Raw genomic sequence first — 15,680 nt, 5'->3', positions numbered from 1 at the left:
CTCATGACCGCGCGCGCGGCTCCATGCCCGCACGCGGTTATCCAAGTCTAGTTCAAATGGACGCGTCCGGAGTCGATCATTCAATATGGCGATTCAGTGTCGCGCGACGCATTCAATGGCCGCTGCGTAAAACCTCAGGCCTCCACGCGCAACTGCCTAGGCGCGCGCCTGCATCGCGGCCGGCTCGCCCGCCGGCACCGCCTCCAGAAAGCCTCGCCCCATTTCCCGCTCGAAGCGCGCCGGACTGCCCTCCCAGATGATGCGCGCGTGCTCCAGCACATACACGCGGTCGGCGTGCGGCAGCGCGAACGTGACATTCTGCTCGCCAAGCAGCACGGTGATCGGCGTCGTTTTCTGCATCGATTCGAGCGCCTTCGACAACTGCTCCAGAATCACGGGCGCGAGGCCGAGCGTTGGTTCGTCGAGGATCAGCAGCTTCGGCTGCATCATCAGCGCGCGGGCAATCGCGAGCATCTGCTGCTCGCCACCCGACAGCGTTCTCGCCGTCTGACTCTGGCGCGACTTGAGGATCGGGAACAGATCGAACAGCCACGCGAGCTGATCCGCGCGCACGGCGTCGGCGAGATGGTAGCCGCCCAGATCGAGATTTTCGCGGACCGTCATGTCGCTGAACAGTTCGCGCGTTTCCGGGCACTGAACGATGCCGGTTCGCGCGATCTCCGCGCCGCTCAGCCCCTTCAGTTCCCGTGCGCCGAAGCGGATGTTCCCCTCATAAGGCAGGAGGCCCGAAATCACGTTGAAAAGCGTCGTCTTGCCCGCGCCGTTGAGTCCGACGATCGACACGAACTCGCCCTCGTTCACGTGCAGACTCACATCGTCGAGCGCCCTCGCCTTGTCGTACTGCATGCCGACGTTCTCGACTCGCAACAGCGCCGGCCGGCTGTTCGCGTCTGCGCCCGCGCGCTCGCGCACTTCGAGCTTGCCGCCCAGATAGACGCGGCGCACCGTCTCGTTGCGCATCACCTCTTCGGCTGTGCCCTCGGCGATGTGCTCGCCGAGATACATCGCCAGCACGCGATCGACGAGCGCCGCGAGGCTCTTCACGTTGTGATCGACGAGCAGCACCGCGCGGCCCTCGTCGCGAAACCCGCGGATCAGTTCCGAAAAGGCCGCCGACTCCGCGGCCGTCAGACCCGCGAACGGTTCGTCGACCAGCACGACGCGCGGATCGCGCGCGACCGCCTTGGCCATCTCCATGCGGCGCAGGTCCGCGAACGGCAGCGTTGCCGGATGACGGTGCATCACGGCGCCGAGCCCGACGCGTTCGGCGATCTCGCGCGCGCGCCGGCTCACGTGGGGATCGGCGGCGAGTTTCGTCAGCGAATCCGGCAGCAGCGCGAGCTTGATATGTTCGAGCACTGTCTGCCGATGCAGCGGCCGCGAGTGCTGGAACACGATGCCCACGCCCGCGCGCGCGATTCGATGCGGCGCCCAGCCGGCCATCTCGACGTCGTCGACCTTGATCGAGCCGGCATTCGGCCGCTCGATGCCCATGATCAGCTTCATCACCGTCGACTTGCCCGAACCGTTCGGTCCGATCAGGCCCAGAATCTCGCCGGGATGAATATCGAAACCGATGTCCTTGACCGCGACGAGTCCGCCGAAGCGTTTCGTGAGCCCGCGTACCGACAGAAGAGGCGCTTCGTTCATTCCTTTTCCCTCACGCGCAGCACGTTGCCGAGCAGGCCGTCCGGAAAGAACAGGATCACGGCGAGCGCGACCGCCGCGACCACGAATGTATTGATCTGGCCGAGCGGACGCAGGAATTCGCCCGCCACGATCAGGAAGATCGAACCGAGCACCGCACCGAGTATCGTGCGGCGTCCGCCAAGCACCGCCGCGATAATGATCTGAACGCCGACGCCGAGATCCACCACGGTGCTCACCGAAGCCGTGCCCTGATAGAACACGAGCATCGCACCCGCCACACCGGAAAACACGGCGCTGATGCAGAACGCCGCGAGCTTGTGCTTGGTCACGTTGAAGCCGAGCGCCTGAGCCCCGGTCGCGTCCTGGCCGCTCGCCTGAAGGATCAGGCCGATGGCGGAACGCGACAGGCCAAACAGCAAAACCGCGCAGACCACCAGAAACGCGAGCGCAATCCAGTAGTTGCTCATGGCGTCGACGGACATCACGTCCGGCACCATCATGCCGATTTCGCCGCCCGTCACGCCCGCGAAGATCACAATCGCGTTCTGCAGCAGCAGCACCGCGACCAGCGTGACAAGCCCGAAGTAAGGACCGCGCAGCCGCAGCGCGGGCACCGCGAGCAACAGGCCGCCGATCAGCGCGGTGAGACCGCCCGCGGCGATGCACACGGGTATCGGCGGACCCCAGTGCGCGTCGATGATCGCGGCCGAATACGCGCCGAGGCCGATCAGAAAGGTCGGCCCGAAGTTCACCTCGCCGGCAAAACCGAACAGCAGATCCCACGACATCGCGAACACGCCGAAATAAAACGCGACGGTCAGCACGCCGAGGATATAACCCGACAGCCACCAGGGCAGTGTCGCCGCGGCCACGGCGAGCAGCGCGGCGACCCATATCGAACGCGAACGAATCAGTACGCTCATGACAATGGACTCCGCTAGCGCCGGCCAAGAAAGCCTTGTGGGCGCACATAGACGACCAGCACCAGCAGCAGCAGCGCGGGCAACGGCCGCAGCGTCGGCGCGAGCAGGTACGCGGTGATGGTCTCCAGGTAGCCGACGACATACGCGGCCATCAACGAGCCGGACACGCTGCCGAGGCCGCCCAGCACGACGATCGAAAATGCGCTGGCGGTGAGCTGACCGGTGTTGTTCGAGCTGACGCCGAGAAACGACGCGAGCAGCACGCCCGCGATGCCCGCCAGCACGCCGTAAATGGTCCATACCAGCAGATAGATGCGCGACAGCTCGAAGCCGAGCAGCGTCAGGCCACGCGGATTCATCGACGCCGCGAGCAGCGCCTTGCCAAGCCGCGTGCGATTCACGAACAGCCACAGCAGGCCGATCACGACCCAGCAGAGCACGGCGATCATGATCTCGTTGTAGGGCACGCGCACGCCCGCCACGCTCGCGACGCCGGCAATCAGCGGACGCATCGTGACGGGATTGTCGCTGAAGAGCCACGCCATGCCTTGCTGGATCATGATGCCCCACAGCAGCGTGCCGGTCAGGACGAAGATTTCTTTTTCTTCAGCCGGAATCGCGGCCGAACGCTGGATCGGCCGGACCACCATCAGATAGGTGACGTAGGCAGTCACGAGGCCGGCCAGCACGCCGAGCGGCGTGCCGATATAGGTGCCGAGCCCGGCTTCGCCCGCGAGCATCCAGCCTGTCAGTGCCGCCACCAGCATCACGCCGCCGTGCGCGAGATTGAGTACGCCGGATACGCCGAAGATCAGCGTGAAGCCGATTGCGCCCAGCGCGTAAAGAGAACTGATTGCGAAACCGTCGATGAGAATCTGCAGTGGCAGCATGCCCGGCCCTTCGTGTCGAGTGGGGTGTCGATGCATGGACTGTCGGAGCCCGCGTCACGCGAGCCCGAACAGCGTGGAAAAACCGCCGCCGGCACGTCAGGAACGTAGGCGGCGGCGCCGTGCACTGCCGGGTCCGCGCGTCTAATTCGCGGCCACGTGCTGGGACGTCTTCACGAACGCGGGAAACCTGAGCGCGCCGTTCGCCACCGACTTCGGCCAGATCGCGACCTGCTTGCCATCCTGCCATTGCAGCGTGATGCCCGTGATATAGCCGGTGCCGTACTTCAACGCATGCGTGAACTGGTCGTTCTTGCCATAGAACTGCCAGCGGCCGATCGTGCCGACATAGTCCGTCTTCTCCAGCGCGTCGACCATCTTGTCCGGATCGGTCGATCCTTTATTGCGCCTGATCGCATCGGTGAGAATGTAGACAAGGTCGTAGCTCGTGAAGCCGCAATAAGCCGGCGAGACGCCGAACTTCTTCTGATACGCATCCACAAACGGCACCGTCTTCGGCGTCATCGCCACGCCGGGCGCCGCCGCGGACGCCGTGATCACACCGTCTGTCGCGCCGTTGGTGTCCTTCCAGAAGCTCGTGGTGGTGGCCTGCGAACTCTGGCCCGACATCGGAATCGGCACCTGCTGGTCATGCCATTGCACGGTTGGCTGCACGCCGACGTGACTGATGCCCGTCGTGATCGTGTCGGGATGTTTGGCCTCGATCTGGTTGAAGATCGGCGTGAAGTCCGACGTGTCCGGATTGAAGCGAATGTGGTCGAGCACCTGGAGGCCCGCTTTCGGCAGGCACTCCATGAAGCGTTCGTCGAGCGGCTTGGTCCACGCGGCGTCTTCGCTCATCACCACGGTCGATTTCATTTTGAACTGACCGACCAGAATATCGTGTGAAAAATCGCAGATCGATTGCGCGATGAACGCCGAGGTCATCCAGCCGTGGAAGGTGTACTTGTAGTGGTCATAGTCGTCGTGGACGTGCTTCGAGATGTCGTTGCTCGCAGCGCCGGGTGTGATGAACGGCACCTTCAGGCGGCCCGACCAGGGCTCCATGGCGAGCGCCACTTCGCTGATGTAGCTGCCGATCACCGCGACTACCTTGTCCTGCGTCGCGGCCCGCTGAAACGCCCGCACGCCGTCGGACGCCGACGAATGGTCGTCATACGCGATGATCTGAACCTGCCGGCCATCGACGCCGCCGTGCGCGTTGATCTCGTCGGCGGCGAGTTGCGCGGCCTTGCTGATCGAGGCGCCCGCGACCGCCGACTCCTCGCTGATCACCCCGATCTTGATCGGCTCGCCAGCCGCATGCGCGTTGCCCGCGAACCACAGCCCCGCTGCGGCTGTACCTAACGCAATGACGCGATACTGTTGCGACCACTTGCTCTGCTTGGACATTATGTTTCCCCGATTCATTTTGATCGTTGAGCGAACATCTGCCAGGTACATGCAGCTGGGAAGAAAGCGTGCCCACAATAGCACCGGGTTTTTAAGCACTACATCAGTAATTACGATTACTGAATGGCGCCCATTTTCTTCCTGCAAAGCAGCAAAAGTACTGCGCAATTCGCGTGACGGAATCGCGGATGGGGGCATCGGCGCTGCACATTGCTGCTTCTTTGCAGTTGCGCAAATATTGCGTTCAGGAACGCTCGCATGACGTGAACGGTATGCACTTCGTCCGTTTTTTGCTCTCTTCACACCGCCTTTCGCGAGCGGCGTGCAGCGTCTGGAAAAAAGAAGACAAATGCCCCGGCTTACAGATCGATTGCGAGCCGGAGCGGTTCAAGCTTGTCGATGTGCGGATCACAAGATCACGGTAACGGCCCGGACGGTTTAGACCCGGCGCCTACGCTGCAACGTCATTCCGTTGCGCCCTGCGTCTGGCACGCGCTTGCCGTGCGCGCGCCGCGCCGCACGCCACCGAGCCATGCGGCGAGCAGCGCCACGAGCACGAACACCGTCGCGAGATAGATGAACAGTGTCCCGAGCGGCAAATGCATCGAGAGCAGCACGCCGCCTAGCATCGAGCCCGCCACCGAGCCGAATTTACCGATGCCGATCGCCGAGCCGACGCCCGTCGAGCGCACCGTCGTCGGGTAGACCATGCCCGAGACCGCATAGAGCGCGAACTGACTGCCGATCACGCACACGCCGCTTGCGAACACGGCCATGAACAGCCACGCAGTCGGCATCGGCATGCCGAGCGACGCGGCGATCGGGCAACCGGCCACGGCGAGAAGCAGCAACACGCGAATGCCGTAACGGTCCACGAAACGGCTCAACGCAAGCGCGCCGACCGTGCCGCCCACGGGAAACATCATCGCCGCCTGCGCGGCGCGCGCGGGCGCGAGCGTGCCCATGGCGAACAGAATCGGCAGCCAGTTCTGCAGGAAATGCAGCGCCAGCGAGTTGAGGATGAACAGCGCCCAAAGCAGCGGTGTGACCTGCGCGAGGCCATGCTGGAACAGCGCGCTCGGGCGCGCGCGCGAACGCGCTTCGTCGTCGACGACATAGCGCGTGCCCTCCTCCGCGTCCGTTGCGCCGAGGCGCGCCGCGATCCGGCGCACCTCGCGCGTGTCGCGGCCATTCAGGATCAGGAAGCGGATCGATTCGGGCAGCAGCGCGAACGATGCCAGCGCCACGGCCACGGCCGCGGCGCCACCCACCGTGAACAGCACGGGCCAGCCATAGCGCGGCAACAACCACGACGCCACCGCCCCGCCGCCGCCCGCGCCAATCGAAAAGCCGGAAAACATCAGCGTGATCCACGTGGCGCGGCGTGCCTTGGGTGCGTATTCGGAGACGAGCGCCACCGTGTTGGGCACCACGCCGCCCATGCCGATGCCCGCCAGAAAACGCAGCAACGTAAGCTGCTCGATGGAAGCCGCATAGCTGCACATAAACGTCAGGATACCGAACCAAAGCGAACCGTAGACGATCGTTTTGCGTCGACCGAAACGATCTCCGCCGAAGCCCAGCAGCAGCGATCCCACCAGCACGCCGAACAGGCCCACGCCGAACACACGCCCGAAGCCAGCGGCATTCGTGTGCCACGCGTGGATCAGCGCGGGCGCGGCGAATGCGGCCGCCACCTGATCGTAGCCGTCGATCAGCACGATCGTGAAACACCAGACGATAAGCATCAGCGCAAAGCCGCCGAGCTTTTGCCGCTCGATCAGCGCCGAGACGTTGATGGTATTCATGGCCGGCCTCCGCATGCGTCGAGCGAATGGGTGAGTGCGTGTGTGCATGAGTGCATGTGCTGTCTCCGTTTTTGTCGTTGTCGTTGTCTTTGTTGCAATGACCTTGTCGCTACGCGGAAGGCGCGATTTTGAATCTCGCCACCTGCCGCTCCAGTTCGCGCGACTGCTGATCGAGCGCCTGGGCGGCGGCGCTCGCCTGTTCGACGAGCGCGGCGTTCTGCTGCGTGATCGCATCCATGAGATTGACCGCGGCATCGATTTGCTCGATACCGGCGCGCTGCGCTTCGGCGGACGAGACGATGCCGCCCATCATGTCCGCGAAGCGCCGCGCGGATTCGAGGATCGTGTCGATCGCGTGCTCGGCTTGCGTGACCATCGTCGTGCCGTCCGACGCCGCGCGCACCGCGTCGCTCACCAATGCGCCAATTTCCTTCGCAGCCGTCGCCGCATGCTGCGCGAGCGAGCGCACCTCGGCGGCGACCACGGCGAAGCCGCGCCCGTGCGTGCCCGCGCGCGCCGCCTCGACGGCCGCGTTGAGCGCAAGAATGTTGGTTTGAAATGCGATGCCTTCGATGATGCCCGTGATGTCCGCGATCCTGCGCGCGCTCGATTCGATGCGCTCCATCGTGTCGCTCACGCGCGCGATCGTGCTGCTGCCGTCGCACGCGGCCGCCGAGGCTTCGTCGGCGATTGCGTGCGCCTGCTGCGCGCGCGTCGCGTTCTGCCGCACCGTGCCGGTCAGCTCGGTCATGCTTGCGGCGGTTTGCTCAAGCGAGGCCGCCTGCTCTTCCGTGCGCGACGAAAGATCGAGCGTGCCCGCCGCGATCTCGGCGGTCGCGGCGCCGATCGACCGGCTGCTCGATCGCACGGCCGTGACCGTGCGCGCGAGTTGCGTTTGCATGTTGCGCAGGCCGTCAAGCAGGCGCCCCATTTCGTCGGCGCGATGGTGCACGATGTTGCGTTGAAGGTCGCCCGCCGCGATAGCCTCGAAGTGTGTCAGCGCCTCGTTGAGCGGCGCCATGATCGCGCGTCGCAACGCGATCCAGCTCCATGCCGCAGCCGCGATGCCGAACGCGATCATCACGGCCGCCACCGCGAAAAACAGCTGAAAATAGCGCTCGGCGTCGTCGTAGCTGCGTTTCGCGTTCGCATAGAGCGTGCGCTTCAATTCGTCGTTCGCGCGACTCATCGCGTTGAAGAGCGGACTCAGTTGCACCGTGCCGATGCGTTGCGCGCCCTCGCGGTCCTGTGCCTTCAGCGCGTCGATGAAGGCGCGCATTGCCTCGCGCATCGGCGCGCGTTGCCGGCTCGCGGCTTCGATCAGCGGCGCTTCGCCCACCTCATGCGATTCGTCGACGAAAGCGCTCCATTCCTCGTCCGACTGCCGGAAGAAGTCGCTTGCATGGGCGATCTGCTCGTGCGCGTGTGGACCCTCCAGTTGCGCCATCGCGCCGCCGAGCACGAGCCGTGTGCGTCCGATCAGCAGTTCCGCGTTGCCGATATGCACGGCCGCCGTCAGTTTGTTCTCGTAGGTGTCCCGGTTCGCGCGATTCGCGCGCCACGCGCCCGCGAGACCCAGCGCGCCGATGCCCGCTATCAGCGCGGCGAGCAGCGCCATCGTGAACGCGAGCCGCGCCTGAAGCGACATCGCCTTCGCGCGGTCGGTGCGGGGGATGACGCGCCGGATGGCTTGCGGCGCGAACGCGTTGTGAGGTGAATCGGGAAAATCGGCGGCGAGATGAGACTTCATGGCGTGGGCGTGGGCGTGCGCGTGGGCGTGGAATCGTGATCGAAGAGAACAGCGCGCGGCGGCTAGAGCCACGGCGAGCGTTCGAGATGTGCGGCTTCGAAGGCGCGAATCTCGTCGGCGAATTCAAGCGTCGCACCCGTTTCGTCGAGCCCTTCGAGCAGCAGCGTCTTGAGCGCGGGCGCGATCTCGAAGCTCCAGCGCTCGCCCTCGGGCGCCATCACCGTTTGCGCGCTCAGATCGACGCACAGCTGGAAGCCCGGCGTCGCCGCCACGGCGTCCATCAAATGCTCGATCGCCGCCGCGTCGAGCCGCACCGGCAAGATGCCGTTCTTACAGCAGTTATTGAAGAAGATGTCCGCGAAACTCTCGGCCACGAGCACGCGGAAACCGAATTGCCGCAGTGCCCACGGCGCGTGTTCGCGCGAGCTGCCGCAGCCGAAGTTGCGGCGCGTGAGCAGCACCGAGGCGCCTGCATAGCGCGGCAGGTTGAGAACGAAGTCGGGCTGCGGCACGCGTTCATCGGCAGGCTTGCCGTAGTAGCCCGCATCGCGATAACGCCATTCGTCGAATAGATAGGGCCCGAAACCCGTGCGCGCGATCGACTTCATGAATTGCTTGGGCATGATCGCGTCGGTATCGACGTTGTCGCGATCGAGCGGCACGACGAGCCCGGTGTGACTGACGAGCGGCTCCATCACTTATCTCCAGTTATCCTGACGAATGTTCGAATATCCACGAAACGTCCCGCGAGCGCGGCAGCCGCGGCCATTGCCGGACTCACGAGATGCGATCGTCCGCCCGCGCCCTGACGTCCCTCGAAATTGCGATTCGACGTGGAGGCGACGCGCTCGCCCGCTTCGAGCCGGTCGGCGTTCATCGCGAGGCACATCGAGCAGCCGGGCTCGCGCCATTCGAAGCCCGCATCGATGAACACTTCGTGAAGCCCTTGCGCCTCCGCGTCGCGCTTGACCTGCTGCGAGCCCGGCACCGCGAGCGCGAGGCGCACATTCGGCGCGACACGTCCGCCCGCCGTGCGCAGAACGTCGGCGGCCGCGCGCAGGTCTTCGAGACGGCCGTTCGTGCACGAGCCGATGAACACCTTGTCGAGCGCGATCGACTCGATCGGCGAGCCCGCGCGCAAATCCATGTAGTCGAGCGCGCGTTGCCACGACGCACGGCGTCCCGCGTCGTCGATGTCCGCCGGATCGGGCACGCGGCCGTCGATGCCCGTAACCATTTCCGGCGACGTTCCCCACGTCACTTGTGGAGAGAGCGCGGAGAGATCGAGCGTGTGCTCCGCGTCGAAACGCGCGCCGTCGTCAGAACGCAATTCACGCCATGCGCGCGCCGAGCGCTCCCACGCCTCGCCGCGTGGCGCGTGTTCGCGCGTGCGGCAATAGTCGAGCGTGGTGTCGTCCACGGCGATCAGACCCGCGCGCGCGCCCGCCTCGATCGACATATTGCAAAGCGTCATGCGCCCTTCCATTGAGAGAGCGCGCACGACGGGTCCCGCGAATTCGATCGCGTAACCGGTCGCGCCCGCGGTGCCGAGCGCGCCGATCACGGCGAGCGCGACGTCCTTGGCCGAGCAACTCGCGGGCAGCACGCCGTTCACGGTCACGCGCATCGTGCGGCTGCGTCGCGTGATGAGCGTTTGCGTGGCCAGCACGTGCTCGATTTCCGACGTGCCGATGCCGAACGCGAGCGCGCCGAACGCGCCGTGCGTGCTCGTGTGCGAGTCCCCGCAGACGATCGTCATGCCCGGCAACGTGTTGCCGCGCTCCGGCGCGACCACATGAATGATGCCCTGACGTGCGTCGCTCATGCCGTAATGCGCGATGGCGCTGCGCTCGCAGTTTTCGCGCAGCGCGTCCACCTGAATGCGGGACACGGGATCGGCGATGCCGAATTCGCGCGCCGTCGTCGGCACGTTGTGGTCGGCCACGGCAAGATTCGCGCGCGGTCGCCACACGGGCCGCCGCTCGTGCCTCAGCGATTCGAACGCCTGCGGGCTGGTCACTTCGTTCAGCAGATGGCGGTCGATGTAGAGAAGCGTCGTGCCGTTCGCGTCTGTTCGAACGGCGTGCGCGTCGAAGATCTTGTCGTAGAGGGTCTGGTTCATCGGCATGGCATCGGGCGCAATATAGTCAGGCATCCGAACCATATTGCGCCGTATTGTTCTGATTCGACAGGAGTGCCGCGCCGCCGCGCATTCGTGGCGGCGCGGTGCGGCGCGGGTGTTACGAGTCGTGCAGCAACGAACGCTGCATTGTATCGGCGGCTGCTTCCGGCGCGGTGACCTCCGCATGCGCTTCGCTGAAGCGCGCGCGATAAAGCAGCGCAAGGATCGTGGAGAATATTGCCGCGATCAGGAACAGCAGCGAAGCCGCGTAAAAAAGCTGCGTGATCGGCAGATGCATGGACAGCAGCAGCCCGCCGATCATCGGCCCCGACACAGAGCCGATCTTACCCACCGATATCGCGCTTCCCACGCCCGCCGAGCGGAACGAGGTCGGATAGATCATGCCCGCCACCGCGTAGAGGCCGTATTGCGCGCCGACCACGCAAAAACCCGTGGCGAACACGGCGAGCATGAGCCACGCTTGCGACGAACCGTGACCCAGCAGCGCGACAACCGGAAAGCCGATCACGGGCAATGAAATGATCGCGAGCACGCCGTGCTTGTCGACGAAGCGGCACAGAATCAGACCGCCGAGCACGCCGCCCACCGAGAACATCATCGTGATGAGCCCCGCGCCCCGCGGATCGATACCCATGCCTTCCATCAGAATGGGCAGCCAGTTCTGCAGGAAATAGAGCGCCATCGAGTTCGCGATGAACACGATCCACAGCAGCGGCGTGATCGCCGCGAGGCCGTCGGAGAAGATCAGCCTCAACACGAAGCGGTGCTTCTTCTCGCGCACTTCGCCCGCGACGAACTGCGCGTCGGCGGGAATGTTCAGCTCGGGGCGCAGGCGCGTCATGAGACGGTGCAGCATGTGCGGATCGCGCTGCCGGATCATGAGCAGCTTCGCGGATTCCGGCAGCGTGAAGATCAGCAGCACGGCGACGAGCAGCGAACCGCCGCCGCCCACGGCGAACATCACAGGCCAGCCGAAGCGATGAATGAGCGCCGACGAAACCAGTCCGCCCGAGCCCGCGCCAATCGAAAACCCCGAGAACATGAGCGTGACCCACGTCGCGCGCAACCGTTTGGGCGCGTATTCGGCGACGAGCGCGACCGAGTTCGGCACCACGCCGCCCATGCCGATGCCGGCGAGAAAACGCAGCAGCATCAGTTCCTGGAGCGAGCTCGCCCACACGGAGGCGTACGTCAGCAACCCGAAGAAAAGGCTGCCGATGATAATGGCCTTCTTGCGCCCGAGCCGGTCGCCGAGATAGCCGAAAATGAACGAGCCGATCAGCGTGCCGAACAGGCCCGCGCCGAACACGGGGCCGAAGCCGCCGCGCGCGACGTGCCAGTCCTTGATGATGGCGGGCGCCGCGAAGGAAACGGCCGTCTGATCGTAGCCGTCCATCAGCATGATCAGGAAACACCAGAACAGCAGGCCGACGGCGAAGCGTCCCGTCTTCTGCTCTTCTACCAGTGTCGCGATGTTGAAAGTCCGGTCTGCTTGCATGTCTATCCCATTGACCTCGCGTGCACGAACGCGCCACCGTGGCGCGCCCGCTCGCGCTGTTGCTCCTCAATTTTCCTCATGGCTGCGCCACGGCCGGAGCCACAATATAAAAGGCGGTCCCGCGCGGCTCAATCAAAAAATAGCGATGAAGAGATCGAAATAAGTGAACAATCCGTTCTGCGTTCGCTGCTTTACGTTCTCATTTCATCGCACGCATGGCGCCTCCGCTTCGTCAGAACATATGGTTGACGCCGATGCGCGCGACCGTCTGGCTGCCGCTCGTCGAAGGCTGATAGCCGAACTGCGCGGCGCGCGCGCCGTTTCCCGACGCGCGTTGCAGGCCCACGCCCGCGTACACCTGCGTGCTCTTCGAGAGGTAATCGGTCAGGAACAGGTTGTACTGGTTGATCGTGAGGCCCTGAAACAGCGAGTGATCCCACGAAAGACCGAGGAAGTAGAAGCCCTTGCCGCCCAGATTGACGTTCACGCCCGCCTGGTAGTTGTTCAGCGTCGCCGCGCCTTTGTTGTTCTCCAGCTTCACGCCCGAATACGTCAGGTGCGGCGTGAAGTCGCCGATCTTCACCGAGCCGCCCGCTGCCAGCGTGCTGTAGCGGCTCGCGTTGAACATCGTGCCCTGTTTCAGCGGCTGGCCGAGCAGCGAGCCCAGGCTGAAGGTGCCGAACACATCCGCCGTGCGGTTATGCGACATTGTGTAGGCTATGCCGAACTTCACCGGCCCGCCCAGATATTGTGCGCCGACGCTGTACTGCCGCCCCGCGCTGAAATTGCCCGCCTGATCGCCGAACGCGTCCATCACGCCCGCCTGGATGCCGTGGAAGCTGACCGTCTCGTACTTCACGGCGTTGTTGAGCGCGTGCGTGTTCGCGAGACCGTCAAGATTGCCGGGCGTGTAGAACGACGAAATGCCGGGAATGGAATTGTTCAGGCGACCCACGTACTGATAGATATAGTCGTTGATGTTGCCGAAGCTCAGCGAGCCCCAGCGATCGTTCGAGAGGCCCACATAAGCCTCGCGGTTAAAGAAGCTGGTCGGGTTGATCTGCGCGCCCGTGGTGGACGAAAATCCCGATTCGAGCCGCGCGAACGCCGTGTTGCCGCCGCCCAGCCCTTCCTTGATCAACAGTCCCCAGCGATCGGGTTGACGCTTGCCGGCCGACTCCTGAATCAGATGCTTGCCTTGCGTGTTCGATACGAAGTCGACGCCGACGTCGATGCTGCCATACAGCGAAACAGACGACTGCGCCCACACCGGGCCAGCCAGGATCGCGGCGCAACCGCCGACGAGCAGACGAGTTTTCAACACATGTCTCCAATGTTTTTATCGTTTGCCGGCCGCTCGCGGCGCCGGCTTCGTGCATCGCGCCGTCTCCTCGGGCCGCTCTTTCACGCCCCACAGCGCGATGCCGACAGAGTTTAACCACTTCAATTCGCGTTTTGAATCGCGAATTTTTTATCAATCAATAGAACATTCCGAATACTCAGCCAGGGTCTTTACTCATTAATTCCAAAAAAGCTCATAACCTATTCGGGAGAATGAATTCGCGTGCTAACATCCGCCGCATTCGAAACCAGTTAGCGTTTAAACGGAGAGCACGAATGCATTTCAGCGCAGGCCGGCCCAGGCGCCTGATTGTGGGCATCAGCGGCGCTTCGGGCGTTGTCTACGGTGTTCGGCTGCTGCAGTTGCTCAGGCAGCTCGACATCGAGTCGCATCTGGTGATGAGCCGCTCCGCGCAGGTCACGCTCGCGCACGAGTCGCAGTTCAGCGTCGCCGACGTGCGCGCGCTCGCCACCGTCACCTATCCCAACACCGATATCGGCGCGGCCATTTCAAGCGGATCGTTCCCCGTGATGGGCATGATCGTCGCGCCCTGCTCGATCCGCACGCTCTCGGAAATCGCCACTGGCGTGACGAGCGGGCTGATTTCGCGCGCGGCCGACGTCACGCTCAAGGAGCGCCGCCGCCTCGTGCTGATGGTGAGGGAAACCCCGCTGCACCTCGGCCACCTGCGCAGCATGACCAGCGTGACCGAAGCCGGTGCGATCGTCTATCCGCCGGTCCCGGCATTCTACGCGAACCCGGAATCGCTCGACGACATGGTCGATCACACGCTCGGGCGCGTGCTCGATCTCTTCGGTATCGAGAGTTCGGTGGTGCATCGCTGGGGTATGTGAGATTCATCCGCGCATTAACAAAATTCACTGATAAGACGTTCGAATTCTTTTGCTTCTATAGCGGCTGGCGTTGATTTAAAGTGGTTCCGTTTTAAAACAGAACCATATTTAAAAGATTTATCGATGAATTGATAAATATTCTCGATAAGAGAAGCGCCATTACGAAAGAGGTCGAAAGGTCGAATGAAAATCGTCATTGCAGGGGCCGGTATCGGCGGCCTGACGGCAGGAGCCGCGTTGTTGAGAAAAGGCTTCGACGTCACCATCCTTGAACAGGCGAAGGCACTCGGGGAGATCGGCGCCGGCGTGCAACTGAGCCCGAACGCCACGCGCGTGCTCTACCGGATCGGTGTCGGCGAACGCCTCGAGGGCCTTGCATGCGAGCCGCCCGGCAAGCGCGTGCGGCTCTGGAACAGCGGTCAGACCTGGCCGCTCTTCGATCTCGGCGCGGCGTCTCGTGAAGTGTATGGATTCCCCTACCTGACCGTGCATCGCGCGGACCTGCACGAAGCGCTCGTCGATGCGGTGCGCGCCTTTCGCGCCGACGCCATCAAGCTCGATCACAAGGTCGAGTCGATCGTGCAGAAGAACGGCAAGGTCCAAGTGCAAACCGTCTCGGGCGCCGTGTTCGAAGCGGATCTGCTGATCGGCGCGGATGGCGTGCATTCGCGCGTGCGCCGCGCTCTGTTCGGCGCGGACGAGCCCGTCTATTCGGGCGTGATGGCCTGGCGCGGCGTGATCGACGCCACGAAGTTGCCCGAGCATCTGCGCACGCCTTTCGGCACCAACTGGGTCGGCCCCGGCGCGCACGTGATCCACTATCCGCTGCGCGACCTCAAATTCATCAACTTTGTCGGCGCGGTCGAGCGCGACGGCTGGCAAGTCGAATCGTGGTCGGAACGCGGCACGATCGAGGAATGTCTTGCCGATTTCTCGGGCTGGCACGAAGACGTGCGCACGATGATCTCCGCGATCGACGTGCCGTACAAATGGGCGCTGATGATCCGCGAGCCGATGGCGCGCTGGACCTCCGGCAACGCCACGCTGCTCGGCGACGCGTGTCACCCCACGCTGCCGTTCCTCGCGCAGGGCGCGGGCATGGCGCTCGAAGACGGCTATCTGATCGCGCGCTGTCTCGCGCGTTATCAGAGCGACCTGTCGCGCGCGCTCGAACGCTTCGAGGCGTTGCGCCTCGAACGCACCGCGCGCATCGTGCGCGGCTCGGCGGCCAACACGAAGCGCTTCCACAATCCCGCCCTCGCGCATGCCGAAGGCGCGGCCGACTACGTCAATCGCGAGTGGAGCGAGGAGCGTGTGAAGGAGCGCTACAACTGGCTGTTCGAATACGACGTCGACGCCGTCGAAGTCTGAGCGCGCGCGTTCTTAATCTA

Annotated in this window: 12 protein-coding genes; 2 read left to right on the top strand and 10 right to left on the bottom strand. The window is 64.1% G+C overall.

The window, feature by feature from the left end; all coding sequences use genetic code 11:
- Positions 1 to 156: 156 nt before the first annotated feature.
- From VOM14_RS26995 to VOM14_RS26950, 10 genes are all read right to left on the bottom strand, one after another.
- Positions 157 to 1,671, bottom strand: coding sequence for an ATP-binding cassette domain-containing protein (locus VOM14_RS26995; protein WP_327631791.1), 1,515 nt, complete (start codon positions 1,669 to 1,671; stop codon positions 157 to 159).
- The gene (locus VOM14_RS26990; protein WP_327631790.1) at positions 1,668 to 2,594 is read right to left on the bottom strand and encodes a branched-chain amino acid ABC transporter permease; all 927 of its coding nucleotides are present in this window, start codon (positions 2,592 to 2,594) and stop codon (positions 1,668 to 1,670) included. Before VOM14_RS26990 ends, VOM14_RS26995 begins: the two co-directional genes overlap by 4 nt.
- Positions 2,595 to 2,608: 14 nt before the next feature.
- On the bottom strand, positions 2,609 to 3,484 hold the full coding sequence (locus VOM14_RS26985) for a branched-chain amino acid ABC transporter permease (RefSeq protein ID WP_327631789.1): 876 nt from the start codon (positions 3,482 to 3,484) through the stop codon (positions 2,609 to 2,611).
- Between the two features lie 141 nt (positions 3,485 to 3,625).
- The gene (locus VOM14_RS26980; RefSeq protein WP_327631788.1) at positions 3,626 to 4,894 is read right to left on the bottom strand and encodes an ABC transporter substrate-binding protein; all 1,269 of its coding nucleotides are present in this window, start codon (positions 4,892 to 4,894) and stop codon (positions 3,626 to 3,628) included.
- Positions 4,895 to 5,358: 464 nt separating this feature from the next.
- Positions 5,359 to 6,702 carry an MFS transporter gene (locus VOM14_RS26975; RefSeq protein ID WP_327631787.1) on the bottom strand — a complete coding sequence of 448 codons (1,344 nt, stop codon included), beginning with the start codon at positions 6,700 to 6,702 and terminating at the stop codon, positions 5,359 to 5,361.
- Positions 6,703 to 6,811: 109 nt separating this feature from the next.
- Positions 6,812 to 8,452, bottom strand: coding sequence for a methyl-accepting chemotaxis protein (locus VOM14_RS26970; protein WP_327631786.1), 1,641 nt, complete (start codon positions 8,450 to 8,452; stop codon positions 6,812 to 6,814).
- A 62-nt stretch (positions 8,453 to 8,514) separates the two neighbouring features.
- Positions 8,515 to 9,147, bottom strand: a complete 633-nt coding sequence (leuD, locus tag VOM14_RS26965) for a 3-isopropylmalate dehydratase small subunit (RefSeq protein ID WP_327631785.1) — start codon at positions 9,145 to 9,147, stop codon at positions 8,515 to 8,517.
- Positions 9,147 to 10,574, bottom strand: a complete 1,428-nt coding sequence (gene leuC, locus VOM14_RS26960) for a 3-isopropylmalate dehydratase large subunit (RefSeq protein ID WP_327631849.1) — start codon at positions 10,572 to 10,574, stop codon at positions 9,147 to 9,149. The genes leuD and leuC overlap by 1 nt, the downstream gene beginning before the upstream one ends.
- A gap of 118 nt (positions 10,575 to 10,692) precedes the next feature.
- Positions 10,693 to 12,093 (bottom strand): MFS transporter, encoded by a 1,401-nt coding sequence (locus VOM14_RS26955; protein ID WP_327631784.1) that lies wholly within the window; start codon positions 12,091 to 12,093, stop codon positions 10,693 to 10,695.
- A 232-nt stretch (positions 12,094 to 12,325) separates the two neighbouring features.
- Positions 12,326 to 13,417, bottom strand: coding sequence for a porin (locus VOM14_RS26950; RefSeq protein ID WP_327631783.1), 1,092 nt, complete (start codon positions 13,415 to 13,417; stop codon positions 12,326 to 12,328).
- Between the two features lie 293 nt (positions 13,418 to 13,710).
- On the opposite strand from VOM14_RS26950, the gene VOM14_RS26945 reads away from it, so the two are divergent.
- The gene (locus VOM14_RS26945; RefSeq protein WP_327631782.1) at positions 13,711 to 14,289 is read left to right on the top strand and encodes a UbiX family flavin prenyltransferase; all 579 of its coding nucleotides are present in this window, start codon (positions 13,711 to 13,713) and stop codon (positions 14,287 to 14,289) included.
- Positions 14,290 to 14,472: 183 nt separating this feature from the next.
- A complete protein-coding gene (locus VOM14_RS26940; protein WP_327631781.1) occupies positions 14,473 to 15,660 on the top strand; it encodes an FAD-dependent monooxygenase in 1,188 nt (395 codons plus the stop codon).
- The last annotated feature ends 20 nt before the right edge of the window (positions 15,661 to 15,680 follow it).

Source organism: Paraburkholderia sp. MPAMCS5 (assembly GCF_036016995.1).
Taxonomy (GTDB): domain Bacteria; phylum Pseudomonadota; class Gammaproteobacteria; order Burkholderiales; family Burkholderiaceae; genus Paraburkholderia.
Note: the sequence above shows the minus strand (reverse complement) of the source record. Positions and strands in the feature narration are given on the sequence as shown.

Excerpts from the sequence above, each read along its gene's own strand:
- leuD (WP_327631785.1), bottom strand. The coding sequence starts at position 9,147 with ATGGAGCCGCTCGTCAGTCACACCGGGCTCGTCGTGCCGCTCGATCGC.
- VOM14_RS26995 (WP_327631791.1), bottom strand. The coding sequence starts at position 1,671 with ATGAACGAAGCGCCTCTTCTGTCGGTACGCGGGCTCACGAAACGCTTC.
- VOM14_RS26980 (WP_327631788.1), bottom strand. The coding sequence starts at position 4,894 with ATGTCCAAGCAGAGCAAGTGGTCGCAACAGTATCGCGTCATTGCGTTA.
- VOM14_RS26940 (WP_327631781.1), top strand. The coding sequence starts at position 14,473 with ATGAAAATCGTCATTGCAGGGGCCGGTATCGGCGGCCTGACGGCAGGA.
- VOM14_RS26955 (WP_327631784.1), bottom strand. The coding sequence starts at position 12,093 with ATGCAAGCAGACCGGACTTTCAACATCGCGACACTGGTAGAAGAGCAG.
- VOM14_RS26945 (WP_327631782.1), top strand. The coding sequence starts at position 13,711 with ATGCATTTCAGCGCAGGCCGGCCCAGGCGCCTGATTGTGGGCATCAGC.
- VOM14_RS26970 (WP_327631786.1), bottom strand. The coding sequence starts at position 8,452 with ATGAAGTCTCATCTCGCCGCCGATTTTCCCGATTCACCTCACAACGCG.
- VOM14_RS26975 (WP_327631787.1), bottom strand. The coding sequence starts at position 6,702 with ATGAATACCATCAACGTCTCGGCGCTGATCGAGCGGCAAAAGCTCGGC.
- leuC (WP_327631849.1), bottom strand. The coding sequence starts at position 10,574 with ATGAACCAGACCCTCTACGACAAGATCTTCGACGCGCACGCCGTTCGA.
- VOM14_RS26990 (WP_327631790.1), bottom strand. The coding sequence starts at position 2,594 with ATGAGCGTACTGATTCGTTCGCGTTCGATATGGGTCGCCGCGCTGCTC.
- VOM14_RS26985 (WP_327631789.1), bottom strand. The coding sequence starts at position 3,484 with ATGCTGCCACTGCAGATTCTCATCGACGGTTTCGCAATCAGTTCTCTT.